Raw genomic sequence first — 17,163 nt, forward strand, 5'->3', positions numbered from 1 at the left:
CGTGACCAGTTTGAACTGTCCTGGGAGGATCAGGCCGTGACCCGCTCCGAGAGCGCACACGCCACTTCGTACGGCGAGTAGCCTTGGACAGGTTCTATTTCTTGAAACGCCGATCTGCGGAAGAGGGCGATTTCGGCCGTGTCGTCTGAGTCGTCGGGGACAAACCCGCTGGCCACCTTTGGACAGAACGAGTGGCTTGTCGATGAGCTGTACCAGAAGTATCTCCAGGACCCCGAATCCGTCGACCGCGCCTGGTGGAACTTCTTCGCCGACTACAACCCCGAGTCAGGCACGAGCCGCACAGCACTGCCGGAGGCCAACGGCGCCGCCGCACCGGTGACCGAGCCGGCCGCCGCCGAGCCCGAGCCCACCCCGCGCGAGCCCGTGAAGCCCGCCAAGCCCGTGCAGAAGGCCGCGGCCAAGCCCGCCGAGAAGCCCGCCGCCAAGGCCGCCGAGCCGGCCAAGTCCGCCAAGCCGTCCGGTGCGGAAGAGGTCCGCCTGCGCGGCGCCGCCGCGCGCACCGCGGCCAACATGGACCTCAGCCTGGCCGTCCCCACCGCCACCAGCGTGCGCGTGATCCCGGCCAAGCTGCTGATCGACAACCGCATCGTCATCAACAACCATCTGTCCCGCGGTCGCGGCGGCAAGGTGTCGTTCACCCACCTGATCGGCTACGCCATCGTCAAGGCGCTCGCCGTGATGCCGGACATGAACCACTCCTACGCCGAGGTCGACGGCAAGCCGACCCTGGTCAAGCCCGAGCACGTCGGCCTCGGCCTCGCCATCGACGTGCAGAAGAGCGACGGCAGCCGTCAGCTCCTCGTGCCGTCCATCAAGGCCGCCGAGTCCATGGACTTCCGCCAGTTCTGGACGGCGTACGAAGAGGTCGTGCGCAAGGCCCGCGCCGGCAAGCTCGGCGTGGACGATTTCACCGGCACCACGATCAGCCTCACCAACCCCGGCACCATCGGCACCGTCCACTCGGTGCCGCGCCTGATGCCGGGCCAGGGCACGATCATCGGCGTCGGCGCCATGGAGTACCCCGCCGAGTACCAAGGCGCCTCCCCCGAGACGCTCAACCGCCTCGCGGTCAGCAAGGTCATGACCCTGACCAGCACCTACGACCACCGCATCATCCAGGGTGCGCAGTCGGGTGAGTTCCTGCGCCGCATCCACCGGCTGCTGCTCGGTGAGGACGGCTTCTACGACGAGGTGTTCCAGGCCCTGCGCATCCCGTACGAGCCGGTGCGCTGGGTGCAGGACATCTCGGCCTCCCACGACGACGACGTCGCCAAGTCGGCCCGCGTCATCGAGCTGATCCACGCCTACCGCGTGCGCGGCCACCTGATGGCCGACACCGACCCGCTGGAGTACAACCAGCGCAAGCACCCCGACCTGGACATCAAGTCCCACGGCCTCACCTTGTGGGACCTCGAGCGCGAGTTCGCGACCGGCGGGTTCGGCGGCCGTCCGCTGATGAAGCTGCGCGACATCCTCGGCGTGCTGCGCGACTCCTACTGCCGCACGGTCGGCATCGAGTACATGCACATCCAGAACCCCGAGGAGCGGTCCTGGATCCAGGCGCGGGTCGAGAAGGGCCACACCCGGCCGACCCGTGAGGAGCAGCTCCACATCCTGCACCGGCTCAACACCGCCGAGGCGTTCGAGACGTTCCTGCAGACCAAGTACGTCGGCCAGAAGCGCTTCTCGCTCGAAGGCGGCGAGTCGCTGATCCCGCTGCTCGACTCGGTGATCAGCGCGGCGGCCGAGGAGGGCCTCGACGAGGCCGTCATCGGCATGGCGCACCGCGGCCGGCTCAACGTGCTCGCCAACATCGTCGGCAAGTCGTACGCGCAGGTGTTCGGCGAGTTCGAAGGCAACCTCGACCCGCGCAGCGCGCACGGCTCAGGCGACGTGAAGTACCACCTCGGCGCCGGCGGCGACTTCACCGCGCCGAGCGGCCAGAAGATCGCGACGTCCGTGGTGGCGAACCCGTCCCACCTGGAGGCCGTCGACCCGGTGCTCGAAGGTGTGGTCCGCGCCAAGCAGGACCTGCTGGAGCGCGGCGAGGAGGGCTTCACCGTCCTTCCCGTGCTGGTGCACGGCGACGCCGCGTTCGCCGGCCAGGGTGTGGTGGCCGAGACGCTCCACCTGTCGCAGCTTCGCGGGTACCGCACCGGCGGCACCGTGCACGTCGTGGTCAACAACCAGGTGGGCTTCACCACCTCGCCGGCGTCGTCGCGGTCCAGCGTGTACGCCACCGACGTGGCGCGCATGATCCAGGCGCCGATCTTCCACGTCAACGGCGACGACCCCGAGGCCGTGGTGCGGGTGGGCCGGCTGGCCTACGAGTACCGCCAGGCGTTCCGCAAGGACGTCGTGATCGACCTGGTCTGCTACCGCCGCCGCGGCCACAACGAGAGCGACAACCCGAGCTTCACCCAGCCCCTGATGTACGACCTGATCGACGCCAAGCGCTCGATCCGCAAGCTGTACACCGAGGCGCTGATCGGCCGCGGCGACATCACGGTCGAGGAGGCCGAGCAGGCGCTGCGCGACTACCAGAGCCAGCTCGAACGCGCCTTCACCGAGACCCGCGAGGCCGGTCACAAGCCGCTGGAGCCGGGTGCGGTCGTCAAGCCGGCCCCCGACGAGGTGGTGCCGTGGTCCCACGACGAGACCCCGTCGGCGGTCAGCGAGGAGACGATCAAGCGGGTCGTGGAGACCCAGCTCAACCTCCCCGAGGGCTTCACCGCGCACCCGCGCCTGGCGCCGGTGCTGCAGCGCCGCGGCCGCATGGTGTCGGAGGACGCCATCGACTGGGCCATGGGTGAGACCCTGGCGTTCGGCTCGCTGCTGCTCGACGGCCACCCGGTGCGCCTGGTCGGCCAGGACTCCCGTCGTGGCACGTTCGGCCAGCGGCACGCGGTGCTGGTCGACCGGGTCACCGGTGAGGACCACACGCCGCTGAAGGCGTTCAACCAGGGCACCACGAAGTTCTACGTCTACGACTCCCTGCTGTCGGAGTTCGCGGCGATGGGCTTCGAGTACGGCTACAGCGTGGTGCGGCCGGACGCGCTGGTGGCGTGGGAGGCGCAGTTCGGCGACTTCGCCAACGGCGCGCAGTCGATCATCGACGAGTTCATCTCGTCGGGTGAGCAGAAGTGGGGCCAGCGTTCCTCGGTGGTCCTGCTGCTGCCGCACGGCTACGAGGGCCAGGGTCCCGACCACTCCTCCGCGCGGATCGAGCGGTTCCTGCAGCTGTGCGCGCAGGACAACATGACGGTGGCGCAGCCGAGCACGCCGGCCAACTACTTCCACCTGCTGCGCTGGCAGGTGCTGAGCAACCGGCGCCGTCCGCTGGTGGTCTTCACGCCGAAGTCGCTGCTGCGGCTCAAGGCGGCGTCCTCGCCTGCCGTGGAGTTCACCTCCGGGGCCTTCCGGCCGGTGATCGGCGACGCCACGGTCACCCCGTCCGAGGTGCGGCGCGTGGTGCTGTGCTCGGGCCGGGTGTACTACGACCTGGTCGCGGCGCGGGACAAGCAGGAGCGCTCGGACGTCGCGATCGTGCGGCTTGAGCGCATCTACCCCTTCCCCGCCGAGGAGCTGCGTGCCGAGCTGTCCCGTTACAGCTTGGACGCCGAGCTGGTGTGGGCCCAGGACGAGCCGATCAACATGGGCCCGTGGCCGTACCTCACGCTGAAGCTGGCCGAGGAGCCGGGTGTGCTCGGCGGTCGCGGGCTGCGCCGGGTGTCCCGGCCGGCCAACTCCTCGCCGGCGGTCGGCTCGCACGCCGCGCACGACGCCGAGCTGGAGCGCATCACCACCGAGAGCCTCGGCTGACGTTCACACGCATCGAAGTCCCCCACTGGTGGTTCTCGTGGGGGACTTCGCGTGTATCTGGATCATCGTTAGGAGACGCCATGTACTTCACCGACCGGGGGATCGAGGAGCTGGTCGAGCGCCGCGGCGAGGAGGAGGTCGGCATGGTGTGGCTGGCCGAGCGCATGCGTGAGTTCGTCGACCTCAACCCGGAGTTCGAGGTGCCGGTGGAGCGGCTGGCGACCTGGCTCGCGCGGCTGGACGACGAGGACTGAACCACGCCGGGCAGACGCGATACATCTTGACTTTTCACGGACGCGACATATCGTGTTTGTGGAAGACGCATCGTGTCCCCCTCGGAAGGCGAATGTCATGGCCCAGTGGATCATCGACCAGCCCGGCCGGCACACGTTCGAGCCGGTGACCGCGCTCAGCGTGCGCATCGTGGCCGGTCGCCTGGCCGTGCTCGCCAGCGACGGGCCACCCACCCTGGAGGTGACCGAGATCGACACGGCGCCGCTGGTCGTCGAGCACGACGAGGACGGGCGGCTCACCGTCGCGTACAAGGACCTGACCTGGGACGGCGTCCTCGGCTGGCTCCGGCAGGGCCGGCGGTCCACCACGCTGACCCTGACCGTGCCGAAGGACTGCGCCGTGCAGGCAGGCGTCATCTCCGCGTCCGCGGTCGTGGCGGGCTTCGAGAAACGCACCAACGTCAAGAGCGTGTCCGGTGAGATCGTGCTGGACGGGCTCAGCGGCGAGACCGAGGCCGAGACCGTGTCAGGGCCGGTCGAGAGCCGCGGCCTGACCGGCGACTTCCGTTTCACGAGCGTCGCCGGGGAGCTGACCGTCGCCGGCGGCACCCCCCGGCGGCTGCGCGTCAACACCGTGTCCGGCCGCGTCACCGCGGACCTGGCACTCCCGCCGACGGGGCACGTCACCCTGCACAGCGTGTCAGGGCCCATCGTGGTGCGCCTCCCCAAGGACACCGACGCCGACGTCGCCCTGCGGTCCACCTCCGGCCGGCTGGACACCGCGTTCGACGGCCTGAACGGCGCCAGCCGTCCCGGCACACGTTCGCTGTCCGGCCGGCTCGGCGGCGGGATGGCCTCCCTGTCGGCCACCACGATCTCGGCCGACGTGACCCTTCTGAGGAGAGACCAGTGAGCCCCGTTTTCGCCCATGGGCGGCTCCGTTTGTACCTGCTCAAGCTCCTCGAAGAGAGCCCGAGACACGGCTACGAGGTGATCCGCCTCCTCCAGGACCGCTTCCTCGGGGTGTACTCGCCGTCCCCCGGCACGATCTACCCCCGTCTCGCCAGGCTGGAGGAGGAAGGCCTGGTGACCCACGAGGTGGTCGACGGCAAGAAGGTCTTCACCATCACCGACAACGGTCGCGCCGAACTGGAGAGCCGGCTCGACGAGCTGGCCGACCTCGAGCAGGAGATCACCCGGTCGGTCCAGGACATCGCACGCGAGGTCAAGGAGGACGTGCGCGACACCGTGCGTTCCCTGCGGGACGAACTCACCCAGATGGCCCGCGACGTCCGCCAAGGCAACCAGCAAAGCGGTCAGGAGACCAAGGAGAACCTCCGCGCCGCGCAGGAGGAGATCCGCAACGCACGCGACGAGTACCGCCGCGTCTGGCGTGAGCAGAAGCAGGCCTGGCAGCAGCAGAAGCAGGAGTTCCAACGCCAGAAGCAGGCCTGGAAAGAGGAGACCTACCGCTGGCGCGACGACTGGCTGAGCACCTTCTGGCCGACCATCCACCCCGGCCACCCCGGCCACGACGCCACCGGCCACGACGCCGAACTCGGCCGCATGCTCGCCGACTTCGTCAACGAGATCCGCGAAGCCGCCGCCGAAGGCACCGTGACCGAGGAAACCCTCGCCACCACCCAGGACACCCTCTACGAAGCCAGCACCAAGATCCGCTCCTCTCTGAACCCCTGACCCCACCCCGCAACCAACACACCCCACCGACACTCTCCACCACCCGGCACCAACCCACCGGGACAATGCCGACGACCCCCACCACGACGACATCCTCCACCGTCCGACACATGGCACCCCACCGACACCAACCCAACGGGACAATGCCGACGACCCCCACCACGACGGCATCCTCCACCGTCCGACACATGGCACCCCACCGACACCAACCCAACGGGACAGTGCCGACGACCCCCACCACGACGGCATCCTCCACCGTCCGACACATGGCACCCCACCGACACCAACCCAACGGGACAGTGCCGACGACCCCCACCACGACGGCATTCTCCACCGTCCGACACATGGCACCTCTCCGGCGCCGACGCGGCGGGACGATGTACGGCGAATCCGGCGCCGCCGTACGGCGTCCCGCGTGGCGTGGTGACGCCGGCTAATCCACGGTGAAGACGATCTTGCCGAAGAAGTCGCCGTCGCGCAGGGCCGCGAACCCCTCTGGGGCCTCGGCCAGTGGCAGCACCCGGTCCACGACGGGCCGTACCCCCGTCTGGCCGAGGAACGTGGCGAGTCTGCCGAGCTGGTCGCGCGTCCCCATGGTGGAGCCGATCACCGACAGCTGGAGGAAGAAGACCCGGTTCAGGTCGGCAGGTGGCACGGCGCCGCTGGTGGCGCCGCTCACCACGACGCGGCCACCGGGCCGTAGGGACTTCAGTGAGTGGTCCCACGTCGCCTGACCCACGGTCTCCATCACGGCGTCCACCCGCTCAGGCAGCCGTGCTCCCGATGCGAAGACCTGATCGGCGCCGAGCGTCAGAGCGCGTTCCCGTTTCTCCTCCGACCGGCTGGTGGCCCACACCCGATACCCGGCCGCTCGTCCGAGCCTGATCAGCGCGGTCGCGACGCCACCCCCGGCACCCTGCACCAGCACCGTGGACCCGGGCTCGAGGCCGGCCTTCTCGAACAGCATGCGGTACGCCGTCAGCCACGCCGTCGGCAGGCACGCGGCGTCCTCGAAGGACAGCTCCGCCGGTTTCGGCACGAGGTTGGCGCGCGGCACGGTGACCCGCTCGGCGAACGTGCCGTCGTGGACCTCCGACAGCAGGGACCGCCGAGGGTCCAGGGTCTCGTCCCCGTGCACCGGCGCGCCGATCACCGAGTGGACGATGACGTCGTTGCCGTCCTCGTCCACACCGGCCGCGTCGCAGCCGAGCACGATGGGGAGACGGTCCTGCCGGATGCCGACACCTTGGAGGGTCCAGAGGTCGTGGTGGTTGAGGGCCGCCGCCTTGACGGTGACGGTGGTCCAGCCGGCGGGGGGCTCGGGGTCGGGGTGCTCACCCAGCGTGAGCCCGGCGAGCGGATCGTCCTGGTCGGTGCGCGTGCATGTAACGGCGAACATGCCCGAACCCTATCCCCGCGCTCTTCCGTCCCTCCCTCCGGCCTCCTTCACCGCGATTCACCGCCACCCGTGAAATTACACTCGGCGTATTCCGCGGCACCTGCGGCGAGTACCGGAACAAAGGGCGAACGCCGTCGAATGCACGCACATGACCGGGCCGACACGCGCGGACCGGAACCCGAGTTCCGGAGAAATTACCGACTCACTCGGCCAGGAGGTCGTGCGCGACGGTTTCCCCGCTCTGACCGGCCAATCCGCCACTCCGGCCAAGTATTCATTTCCGTTTTATACGCATATATCAGCGACGCGCCGCGTCATATTTTTTGCCTGCTGGCGCGAATCTCCCGCATGTCGGACAACGGACTGCACGTCGAGCATGAGTAGGGTCGGACATGCAGGCGCGCCATGTATCAAGGTGCTCCTTTACTTTGAACTGCAAAAAGAAAAGGACCGCTTTATGATAGACGTCGGTCATCCTCGGTCTACACACCGTAACGTCGGTCGTTCGTGGCTGACAGCCTCTCTCACGGGCGCCCTCGCGCTGGGCGTACTCGCCGCGACACCGGGCACCGCCGGCGCCGTTCTGGCGCCGCAAGACCTGGGGACGAAAGCAGTGACCCTGCTTCCGGCCGCGCCCGTGCAGAACGGCTTCTCCATGATCGTCCGGCGGGCCATCGCCACAACCATCACGCTCGTGTCGTCGCGCAACCCGTCCAAGGTCGGCGAGGCCGTCACCTTCACCGCCACGGTGGCAGGAACCGGCACCGTGATCATCCCGACAGGGAACGTCGTGTTCCGCGACAACGGCGTGGACATCGGCACCGCACCGCTCGAAGGCACGGGCCAGGCCTCGTTCACCACATCAGCCCTGATCGCGGGCAACCACAGCATCACCGCCGCCTACCAGGGCAACGTCTCGTTCGACCCGAGCACCTCGGCCTCCCTGATCCAGCAGCGCCTCGCGAGCCCACCCACTCCCGCTCCCACTCCTACTCACACTCAAACGCCTCAGCCGGAGCCGGTGGTGGAGCCCGAAACGCCGGCCGTCGTTCACGACGATGACGACGACGACGAGTTCGGCCGCGTCTGCCGCAGGTTCCGCCACCACCGCGGCGAGGGCGGCTGGGAGGACCCGAGGTGGCGGAAACTCCGCCAGTACTGCGAGGACCACTGGCACCGCAAGGACGACCAGGTCGTCCTCATCGACAAGGGCATCCGCCGCCACATCTTCGGCCACTACGACCAGGGCGGCGGCGGCCGTGAGTACTGGGACTCCAGCAAGAAGCGCTGGATCCCGGTGCACCGCCACGAGCGGCCCCACTACAAGAAGGAGCACGTCCGTCCCAGGCCCATGCCGCCCAGGCCACCCGTCAAGCACTTCGCCGTAACGGGTTGACCACCACGAGAGGGCCCGCCATAAGCGCGACGCGGGCCCTCATCCCCCCACCCCCCCACCACCACCGACCACCGACAGGCACCCGGGGGTCCCTGTGTACGTCAGCCGTCCGTCCCGCCGCACCGCACTTGTGCTCGCCGCAGTGGCGCTCGCCGCCTTGGCGGTCGTGACCCTGATCGCGTACCTGACCGCCGGACAGAAGGCCACCCCCACGGCCAAGCCGCCACTCGAGCCCCCGGTCGCCCCCGTCCACGTGACGAAGAAACAACTCGCGGCACTCCCCCGAGCCACCACGTACGCGAAACTCCGGCACGCGGAGAAGGACCCGGCCCCTCACGCCTCCGCCACCGGCCAGATCCTCCACCCCAAACACACCAAAATCCTCTACACCACCCCCGGTGGCCCACCTCTGGCCGTACTCCCCACCACCCAGCTCGACAACCCCACCTGGCTCCCCGTCATAGAGACCCGCCCCGGCTGGACCCGCGTCCTGCTCCCCACCCGTCCCAACGGCGCCACCGGCTGGCTCCACACCGCCGACAACAGCACAGAACAGACCGCCAACCCGTACGAGGTCCGCGTCGACCTCAGCGACCGCCGCCTGACCCTCCTCAAGCACAGCGCACCCACCGGCTCGTGGCCGGTGGCCGTAGGCGCACCGGACACGCCGACCCCCACCGGCCGCACCTTCCTCCTCGCCTCCCTGACCCCACCCGAGATCACCTACAGCCCTCTGATCCTCCCTCTAGGCGCGCACTCGGAGGTTCTGCAGACCTACGACGGCGGCCCGGGAACCATCGGCCTCCACGGCTGGCCCGACTCCAGCGTGTTCGGGAAAGCCCTGTCCCACGGCTGCGTCCGCCTTCCCCGTCAAGCCCTCACCACGCTGTCCCATCTCCCTCTCGGCACTCCGGTCCTCGTCTCCGCCTGACCCCGTCCCGGACGGACGACCGCCGGCGCTCCGACTTCCTTGCCGAAAAGTACTTGACGCAATGGAAAGTGGAAAGTACTTTCCTAGTTGGAAAGTAAGGAGCCCGCCATGACCGCCACCCCCGAAGACGCCCCCTACATCACCCCCGAGGACGCCGCACGCACCCTGCGGGAGATCCGCACGTCCCAGGCCCGGGTGATCAGATCCCGTCCCTGGTTCCCCGCCTGGTACACCACAGGCGTGGCCCTCTACGTCACCGGAGTCCAGTTCCTCACCGAACCCGGCACCCCCATGAACACGATGACCACCGGCATCGCGGTCCTGTCCGTCGCACTGCTCGCCTTGGTGCTCACCCTGGCGTACCGCACCCGCCGCCGTCCCCACCGCACCCTCGTCACCTCCAAGATCCTCGGCGTCTTCGCCGCGTGGCTGGTCACGGCCATCCTCCTGTGCCTGGCCCTGGCACTCCCTCTGGACGCCGCCGGGATCCCCTACGCGCGCACGTACGCCGCACTGGTCATGACCGTCTACATGGCGGCGACCGGCTCCGTCGTGGCCCGCCACATCACCGGCCGCATGGCCGCCGCGATCGAGTCGGCCCGATGAGCGACCTGGATCCGGTGATCCACGCACCCGCCAGACTCCAGATCATGTCCCTGCTCGCCGCCGTCGAAGAGGCGGAGTTCTCCTTCCTCCGCGACGAGACCGGCGTCAGCGACTCGGTCATGTCCAAACACGCCACCGCTCTGGAGACGGCCGGCTACGTCCAGATCCGCAAGGGTCATGTGGGGAAACGTCCCCGCACCTGGCTCAAACTCTCCCCCACCGGCCGTCAGGCGTACAAAGCCCACGTGGAGGCCCTGCACGACATAGTCGCGCGCTCAGGCATGACCCTCATCCCCGAATAGCGATCAGGACGTGACCGCTCGCCGGTACACCCCCGGCGTCACCCCGAAGCACCGCGTGAACCACCGCGTCAGATGGCTCTGGTCGGTGAACCCCGCCATGACCGCGACCTCCGCCAGCGGCCGCCCCTCGTCGAGCAGCCGCCGCGCCGTACGCAACCGCAACTGCCGCTGGTAGTCGCTAGGCGCCATCCCGTACACCGCGCGGAACGACCGGTACACCGCGAACCGGCTCCGTCCCGCCACCGCGGCCAGTTCCCCCGCCGTGATCCCCGGGTCATCGCCGTAATGCAGCGCCTCCCTGACCACCCGCGCCGCGCCGGCCTCCGGCGCCGCCTCGTCCTCCCCGCCACGACCCCCGCCACCCCGCCGTACCACCTGCGCAACGACCTGGTCGAACAACTCATCGCGCCGCAGCACCGACACGTCCCCCACCAGCGCCTCATGCAACCCCCGCAACCCCCGGGCCAACTCAGCGTCCCGCACCACAGGTTCACTGAACAACGGCAACCCGCCACCACCACCCACCTCGTCGAGCACCTCCGCCACCAGCTCCGGCCCCACATGCACCATCCGGTACGTGAACCCCCCATCGTCATCCGCATGTCCGTCATGCGGATCGTCCGGGTTGAACACCATCACCATCCCCGCCGCGCTCCGATGCCGAGCCCCCCGGCACGTGAACGTCTGCACCCCCTTCTCGGTGAACCCGAACGAGTACGTCTCATGACTGTGCCGGTGATACACATGCCGCTCGAAATGCGCATGCATCGCCTCGACCGCACGATCCCCCGCACGCCAGTACCGAGCCCAGTCCCCACCCACCCCCGAATTCTCCCTCACCCGCGCCGACCCCCCGCACCTTCGTACAAGACCCCGTGCCTCCGCACGCGCCACCCTCGACCCATGCGCTTCGACACCAAGATCGCCATAGTCGTCCGAGAAGACCTGGCCACCTGGCAGAAACTCAACGTCACCGCCTTCCTGTCAAGCGCCGTAGCCACCCTCGACGACCTGATCGGCACCCCCTACACCGACGCCACCGGCAACACCTACCTCCCCATGCTCCGCCAGCCCGTCCTCATCTACACGGCCCCCGACACCCAGGCCCTGAACCACCTCCACCGACGAGCCCTCACCCGAGCCTTCCCGACGGCCGTCTACATAGAAGACATGTTCAAGACCACCCACGACACCGCCAACCGCGAAACCGTCCAGGCCTTCCAAGCCGACGAACTCCCCCTGGTAGGCCTTGCCGTCCACGGCCCCCGCAACCCTCTGGACAAAATCCTGAAGGACCTCTCGCTCCACCCCTGATCGTGCTCAGTCGCCTTCGTACAGCCGCGCCAGATCGACGAGCTCGACGTCCGCACGCTCGGCGGCGAGACGAGCAAGACCGGCCGAGAAGCCGGATCGGGAGAACAGCAGCAATTTGGGAAGGGCAGCGACCTTGGCTGCGGGAATGAGGGTGCGCAGGTGTTCCAGTCGCTCCAGTTGCGGCGTGTCCACCGGCGCCTCGGTGCTCTTGGCCTCGCCGATGGCGGTCACGCGGTCGGCGGCGAAAGACGTGGTCTCCATGACGACGACGTCCAGCTCATGACCTTGACGGTGCGCCGGACACGGGAGCTCGGTCGGACGTACAGCGGTGGCGGTGCCGCCGAGGCTCTCAGGGGACGCGTGCTCGAAGCACCACTGGCGGGCCAGGTCCTCGAAATGCGGGCCGTAGATCTGCGATGCGACCGTATCGGCGTTGGCGAGCCACACGCGATCGGCGCGGCCGGCGACCAGTTCGGCCTCATGGCGCTGGATGAGGAGTTGATGCAGGCGCACGACCGGCTCGGCGATACGGAACACACTGCGTTTGCCGCGGAGCGCGTCGTCGACCTGCTCGATGAGGCCGATGTCCTGGAGCCCGGAGAGCAAGTGGGCCAGAGCGCTGCTCGGACGGCCGAGGGTCGCCGCGATCTCCGAGCGGCGGCGGTTGCCGGCACTGATCGCGCTCAATGTAGCGGAGTAGGAAGTGGGGTCACTGATCGAGGGCTCTTCCCGGAGCAGGAGCGCGCCTTCACGGAACATCGCCGAGGCCGGGTTCAGCACGCGCCGCTGCACCCACCGGTCGAACTCGCCGAGACCGTCCGGCGCCGTGCCACCGCTCATCTCCAGGTAGGCGGGGGTGCCGCCTAGCAACGCGTGCAGCCGAAAGGCGAGCTCCGGATCGTGGGCCACACTCCAGAAGGTCGCCGCCTCACGAAACCTGAAGGGACGTACGACCAGTTCCATGGTGGCCCGGCCGCGCAACGGCGCACCACCTGCCAGCAGCTGCGACATGGTGGTGAGAGCGCTACCGCAGAGGATCAGCCGCGTCCTGGTGTGTTGTTTGGCGAATCCCAGTGGGCTGAGTGCCTGCTGCAGGTAGGACGGCAGCGCAGGCGTGGCCGCGACGAGGTAGGGGAACTCGTCGATGATGAGCGGGGTGTTTCCGTTCTCGCCGACGCGGAGCACCTCGTCGATCGCGTCACGCCAGGAACGGAAGACGATGGGTTGACGCCTGCCGAGATGCGCCGCGTACGCCGCTCCGAGGTCGGCGAGATTCTGTGCTTCGGTCTGCTGCGTGGCTCCGAACAGGAACCCACCGGTCTGCTGGGCCAGCAGTTCGAGCATCAGGGTCTTCCCTTGCCGACGCCGACCGTACACGAGCCCGAGAGTGGCTCCCGCCGAGGCTGAGTCGGCGAAGTCCATAAGGCTGTCCCACTCGGCGTCCCTGCCGAACAGTTGCTCCGGCTTCCGCGGCAACAGCGGCCTCCTTCATACAAGTTATAGCTACAGCTATAATAGCCATACCTATCATAGCTACAGATACCAATGAGACTTCTTTAGATTCCACGGCCTGTCCGCTACGTTTCCTTAAGAAACAGTCGTTCAACCGGTAATGATCAGCAGAATCCGAGGCATCAGCATGGTGGACCCCAACACACTCAAGCGCCTGCTCGACCGGGAACGGCAGGCGTTCCGGGAGCGGAACCCTCGGTCGGCGGCTGCGTACGCCGAAGCGAAGGGCCGGCTGTTCGGTGGGGTGCCGATGACGTGGATGAACAAGACGGCGGCCGGGTTTCCGTTGTACCTGGCGGGTGCGCGTGGGGCTCGGGTCAGCGATGTGGACGGGCACGAGTACGTCGATCTGTGCCTCGGGGACACGGGGGCCATGGCGGGGCATTCGCCGCAGGCGACGGTGGACGCGGTGGCGGAGCGGTTCGGGGTGCTGGGTGGGGCCACGGTGATGATGCCGACCGAGGACGCGGCCTGGGTGGGGGGTGAGCTCGGACGGCGGTTCGGGGTGCCGTACTGGAGTTTCTCGTTGACGGCCACGGACGCGAACCGGTGGGCCATACGGCTGGCGCGGGCCGTCACCGGACGGCCCAAGATCCTGGTGAACAGTTACTGCTACCACGGCAGTGTGGACGAGGTGCTGCTGGTGGTGGGGCCGGACGGTGAGCAGGTGTCCCGTGACGGGAACGTCGGGGCTCCGGTGGATCCGACGGTGACCTCACGGGTGGTCGAGTTCAACGACCTCGACGGGCTGGAGCGGGAACTGGCGTACGGGGACGTGGCGGCCGTTCTCATGGAACCGGCGCTGACCAACATCGGCATCGTGCTGCCGGAGCCGGGATACCTGGCAGGGGTGCGGGAGCTGACCCGCCGGTACGGCAGCCTGCTGATCAACGACGAGACGCACACGTTCTCGGCGGGGCCGGGGGGCTGTACGGCGGCGTGGGGGCTGACGCCGGACATCGTGACCATCGGGAAGGCCGTCGGCGGCGGCATCCCGAGCGGCGGGTACGGCCTGTCTGCCGAGGTGGCGGCGCGTCTCGAAGGCATGAGCGGGCTGGACCTGATCGACATGGGAGGTGTCGGCGGCACGCTCGCCGGCAACGCGCTGTCGGTGGCCGCGATGCGCGCCACGCTGGAGCACGTCCTCACGGCCGCCGCGTTCGACCGCATGATCACGCTGGCCGGACGGTTCACGGAAGGCGTCCAGCAGGTCATCGACGAGCACGGCCTGCCGTGGTCGGTCACGCAGCTCGGCGCGCGGGCCGAGTACCGCTTCACCAGCCCCGCTCCCCGCGACGGCGGCGAGTCCAACGCCGCCGCCGACCCCGATCTCGACGACTACCTGCACGTCTATCTGGCCAACCGCGGCGTGCTGCTCACCCCGTTCCACAACATGGCCCTGATGTGCCCCGCCACCACCGAGGCCGACGTCGACCGCCACCAGGAGGTCTTCGCCACCGCCGTCGCGGAACTGGTCGCATGAAGCTGACCGCCGCCATCGCGGAGCTGACCGCATGAACCTCGAATCCGCCACTTCCGTCACCGAGCCGGCCGCATGAACCTCGACGCCGTGGACCACGTCCTGCTGCGCGAGCTGCAACGCGACGGCCGCGCCTCGTACACCGCGCTCGCCGAGGCGACCGGCCTGTCCGCGCCGGCCGTACGCCAGCGTGTGCAGCGTCTCCGCGACGAGGGTGTCGTCCAGATCGTCGGCGTCACCGACCCCATGGCCCTCGGCCTGCCGGTCATGGCCCTGATCGGCGTCCGCGTCGACACCGACGTCCACGAAGTGGCCGACCGCATCAGCGAACTCGCCGGCGTGATCTACGTGGTCCTCACCGCCGGCTCGTTCGACCTGTTCGCCGAGGTCGTCTGCAAGGAACCCGCCGAGCTGCTGGCCGTACTCAACGACCACATCAAACGCGTCCCCGGCGTCACCCGCGCCGAAGCCTTCACCTACTTCGGCATCCACACCCACCGCTTCGCCTGGCCCGCCACCTGACGGTTCGCCCCCCGTAGATCGCCGCCGCCGACCGACATATCGTCATGACATATGCCGACATATGGGAGGTCACCTGTGTATGACGTCGCCGCCGTACGAAGCCGATTCCCCGCTCTGCGGGAAGGCGCCGCACACTTCGACGGCCCCGGCGGCACCCAGGTCCCCGACGCCGTGGCCGACGCCGTGGCGAACACCCTCCGCGCGGCCGTGGCCAACCGAGGCACCGAAACCACCGCCGAACGCCGCGCCGACCACATCGTCCTGGAAGCCCGCCAGGCGATGGCCGATCTCCTAGGCGCCGACCCCACCGGCGTCGTCTTCGGCCGCAGCATGACCCAGCTCACCTACGACCTGGCCCGGGCCCTCGCCAGACAATGGCACCCCGGCGACGAGGTGATCGTCACCCGCCTCGACCACGACGCCAACATCCGCCCCTGGGTCCAAACCGCCGAAGCCAACGACGTGACCGTCCGCTGGGCCGACTTCGACCCCGCAACCGGCATCCTCCCGGTAGAAGCCATCACCACCCTCCTGACCCCTCGCACCCGCCTGGTAGCCGTGACCGCCGCCTCCAACCTCCTAGGCACCCGCCCCGACATCCCGGAAATAGCCCGCCACGTCCACACCACCAACGCACTCCTGTACGTAGACGGCGTCCACCTCACCCCCCACGCCCCCGTGGACATCGAAGCCCTGGCCGCCGACTTCTACGCCTGCTCCCCCTACAAATTCCTCGGCCCCCACCTAGGCGTCCTCGCGGCCTCCCCCACCCTCCTGGAGACCATCCACCCCGACAAACTCCTCCCCGCCACCGACGCCGTCCCCGAACGATTCGAACAAGGCACCCTCCCCTACGAACTCCTCGCCGGCACCACCGCCGCAGTCGACTTCCTCGCCGACCTCACCCCCACCGAAGGCCCCCGCCGCACGCGTCTCCTCCACTCGATGACCACCCTGGAACACCATGAACAAACCCTTCTCGACCGCCTGGAACACGGCCTGAAGGAGATCCCGAAAGTCCACCTCCACGGCACTCCCGACCGCCACCGCACCCCCACAACCTTGTTCTCCCTGGACGGCATCCCCCTATCCACCGCCTACGAATTCCTCGCCACACGCAACGTCAACGCACCGGCCGGCAGCTTCTACGCCTTGGAATGCAGCCGCCACCTCGGCCTCGGCGACGCAGGCGCCATCCGAGCCGGCATAGCTCCATATACCGACGAGTCCGACGTGGACCGCCTGGTGAAGGCCATCACAGAGCTCAGCACCTGATCCCTGTACGAAGCAGTGCATTTCGAAGGGGTCTATCGGGGAGCGATGTCGAAGACGGCTCCCATGGTGGCGCGGAGTTCGCAGGTGTTGCCGAAGGTGTGTTCGTAGCTCAGGCGGGACGTGTCCCAGAGGCCGGTGGCGTAGACGGTTATCGGGTTGTAGTCGCGGCTGCAGGCGGCTTTGGGGTCGGCGTTCAGTTCGTTGAAGTCGGCGTGGACGGGGTCGAGGAGGCGGCAGGCGGCTTCGCGGTTGGGGTGGGTGCCGCCGGGTGGGGTGCATTGGAGGAGGACGGCGTGGTCGGCGGGGGTGGGGGATTCGCCTTTGGCGATGGCCAGGAGGAGGACTTTGCCGATCTCCTGGTGGGGTTTCAGGCGGGGGGTCAGGGACGAGGTGGTGGGTTTCTTCAGGCGGGCCAGGCGGATGCCGGGGGTACTGGGGCGAGCGGTTGTGGGGTGGGTGACGGCGCTGCCGGGGGTGGTGGGGACCGAGGCGGCGGCGGTTACCGAGGGTGCTGGGGTGGTCGCGGTGAGAGCACAGGTCAGGGCGAGTAGTAGGTGCGGTCGCATCGGTGGTTCCCCCGGTTTCTTGTGGAACTTGGGTTTCGCCGGCCCCGTGCGTCACGCGCGGTGATCGAGGCGCTGAGCGCCTGATC

Annotated in this window: 16 protein-coding genes; 12 read left to right on the plus strand and 4 right to left on the minus strand. The window is 68.5% G+C overall.

Annotated elements, in window-relative coordinates:
* The first annotated feature begins 138 nt into the window (after window positions 1-138).
* From BJ992_RS27340 to BJ992_RS27355, 4 genes are all read left to right on the plus strand, one after another.
* The gene (locus tag BJ992_RS27340; protein ID WP_184985824.1) at window positions 139-3,843 is read left to right on the plus strand and encodes a multifunctional oxoglutarate decarboxylase/oxoglutarate dehydrogenase thiamine pyrophosphate-binding subunit/dihydrolipoyllysine-residue succinyltransferase subunit; all 3,705 of its coding nucleotides are present in this window, start codon (window positions 139-141) and stop codon (window positions 3,841-3,843) included.
* An 80-nt stretch (window positions 3,844-3,923) separates the two neighbouring features.
* Complete coding sequence (locus BJ992_RS27345; protein ID WP_184985826.1) at window positions 3,924-4,097, plus strand: DUF6104 family protein; 174 nt, start codon at window positions 3,924-3,926, stop codon at window positions 4,095-4,097.
* A gap of 97 nt (window positions 4,098-4,194) precedes the next feature.
* Entirely contained in the window at window positions 4,195-4,989 is a 795-nt protein-coding gene (locus tag BJ992_RS27350; protein WP_184985828.1) for a DUF4097 family beta strand repeat-containing protein, read from the plus strand.
* Window positions 4,986-5,774, plus strand: a complete 789-nt coding sequence (locus BJ992_RS27355) for a helix-turn-helix transcriptional regulator (protein WP_184985830.1) — start codon at window positions 4,986-4,988, stop codon at window positions 5,772-5,774. The genes BJ992_RS27350 and BJ992_RS27355 overlap by 4 nt, the downstream gene beginning before the upstream one ends.
* 433 nt (window positions 5,775-6,207) lie before the next feature.
* On the opposite strand, the gene BJ992_RS27360 is transcribed toward BJ992_RS27355, so the two are convergent.
* A complete protein-coding gene (locus BJ992_RS27360; RefSeq protein ID WP_184985831.1) occupies window positions 6,208-7,173 on the minus strand; it encodes a zinc-binding dehydrogenase in 966 nt (321 codons plus the stop codon).
* A 613-nt stretch (window positions 7,174-7,786) separates the two neighbouring features.
* Here BJ992_RS27360 and BJ992_RS27365 point away from each other — a divergent pair.
* The 4 genes from BJ992_RS27365 (at window position 7,787) to BJ992_RS27380 (ending at window position 10,408) form a co-directional block, all read left to right on the plus strand.
* Window positions 7,787-8,569: an Ig-like domain repeat protein gene (locus BJ992_RS27365; protein ID WP_184985833.1), complete on the plus strand. Its 783-nt coding sequence runs from the start codon at window positions 7,787-7,789 to the stop codon at window positions 8,567-8,569.
* 94 nt (window positions 8,570-8,663) lie between these two features.
* Window positions 8,664-9,500: a L,D-transpeptidase family protein gene (locus tag BJ992_RS27370; RefSeq protein WP_184985835.1), complete on the plus strand. Its 837-nt coding sequence runs from the start codon at window positions 8,664-8,666 to the stop codon at window positions 9,498-9,500.
* A 108-nt stretch (window positions 9,501-9,608) separates the two neighbouring features.
* Window positions 9,609-10,106, plus strand: coding sequence for a hypothetical protein (locus BJ992_RS27375; protein ID WP_184985837.1), 498 nt, complete (start codon window positions 9,609-9,611; stop codon window positions 10,104-10,106).
* Complete coding sequence (locus BJ992_RS27380; RefSeq protein ID WP_184985839.1) at window positions 10,103-10,408, plus strand: winged helix-turn-helix domain-containing protein; 306 nt, start codon at window positions 10,103-10,105, stop codon at window positions 10,406-10,408. Before BJ992_RS27375 ends, BJ992_RS27380 begins: the two co-directional genes overlap by 4 nt.
* Before the next feature lie 3 nt (window positions 10,409-10,411).
* Here BJ992_RS27380 and BJ992_RS27385 read toward each other — a convergent pair whose 3' ends face one another.
* Window positions 10,412-11,230, minus strand: a complete 819-nt coding sequence (locus BJ992_RS27385; protein WP_343072877.1) for an AraC family transcriptional regulator — start codon at window positions 11,228-11,230, stop codon at window positions 10,412-10,414.
* A gap of 81 nt (window positions 11,231-11,311) precedes the next feature.
* On the opposite strand from BJ992_RS27385, the gene BJ992_RS27390 reads away from it, so the two are divergent.
* Complete coding sequence (locus BJ992_RS27390) at window positions 11,312-11,722, plus strand: DUF2000 family protein (protein ID WP_184985841.1); 411 nt, start codon at window positions 11,312-11,314, stop codon at window positions 11,720-11,722.
* A 6-nt stretch (window positions 11,723-11,728) separates the two neighbouring features.
* Here the strand turns inward: BJ992_RS27390 and BJ992_RS27395 are convergent, their stop codons facing one another.
* Entirely contained in the window at window positions 11,729-13,198 is a 1,470-nt protein-coding gene (locus tag BJ992_RS27395) for an AAA family ATPase (RefSeq protein WP_246496789.1), read from the minus strand.
* Window positions 13,199-13,334: 136 nt separating this feature from the next.
* Between BJ992_RS27395 and BJ992_RS27400 the strand changes: the two genes are divergently transcribed.
* The 3 genes from BJ992_RS27400 to BJ992_RS27410 all read left to right on the plus strand — a co-directional run bounded on the left by BJ992_RS27400 (window position 13,335) and on the right by BJ992_RS27410 (window position 16,511).
* Window positions 13,335-14,717, plus strand: coding sequence for a transaminase (locus tag BJ992_RS27400; protein ID WP_221475002.1), 1,383 nt, complete (start codon window positions 13,335-13,337; stop codon window positions 14,715-14,717).
* Between the two features lie 72 nt (window positions 14,718-14,789).
* A complete protein-coding gene (locus tag BJ992_RS27405; protein ID WP_184985843.1) occupies window positions 14,790-15,236 on the plus strand; it encodes an Lrp/AsnC family transcriptional regulator in 447 nt (148 codons plus the stop codon).
* 75 nt (window positions 15,237-15,311) lie between these two features.
* Entirely contained in the window at window positions 15,312-16,511 is a 1,200-nt protein-coding gene (locus BJ992_RS27410) for a cysteine desulfurase-like protein (protein WP_343072878.1), read from the plus strand.
* A gap of 32 nt (window positions 16,512-16,543) precedes the next feature.
* On the opposite strand, the gene BJ992_RS27415 is transcribed toward BJ992_RS27410, so the two are convergent.
* Window positions 16,544-17,077, minus strand: coding sequence for an SSI family serine proteinase inhibitor (locus BJ992_RS27415; RefSeq protein ID WP_184985847.1), 534 nt, complete (start codon window positions 17,075-17,077; stop codon window positions 16,544-16,546).
* Window positions 17,078-17,163 lie beyond the last annotated feature (86 nt).

This window comes from Sphaerisporangium rubeum, assembly GCF_014207705.1.
Lineage (GTDB): Bacteria > Actinomycetota > Actinomycetes > Streptosporangiales > Streptosporangiaceae > Sphaerisporangium > Sphaerisporangium rubeum.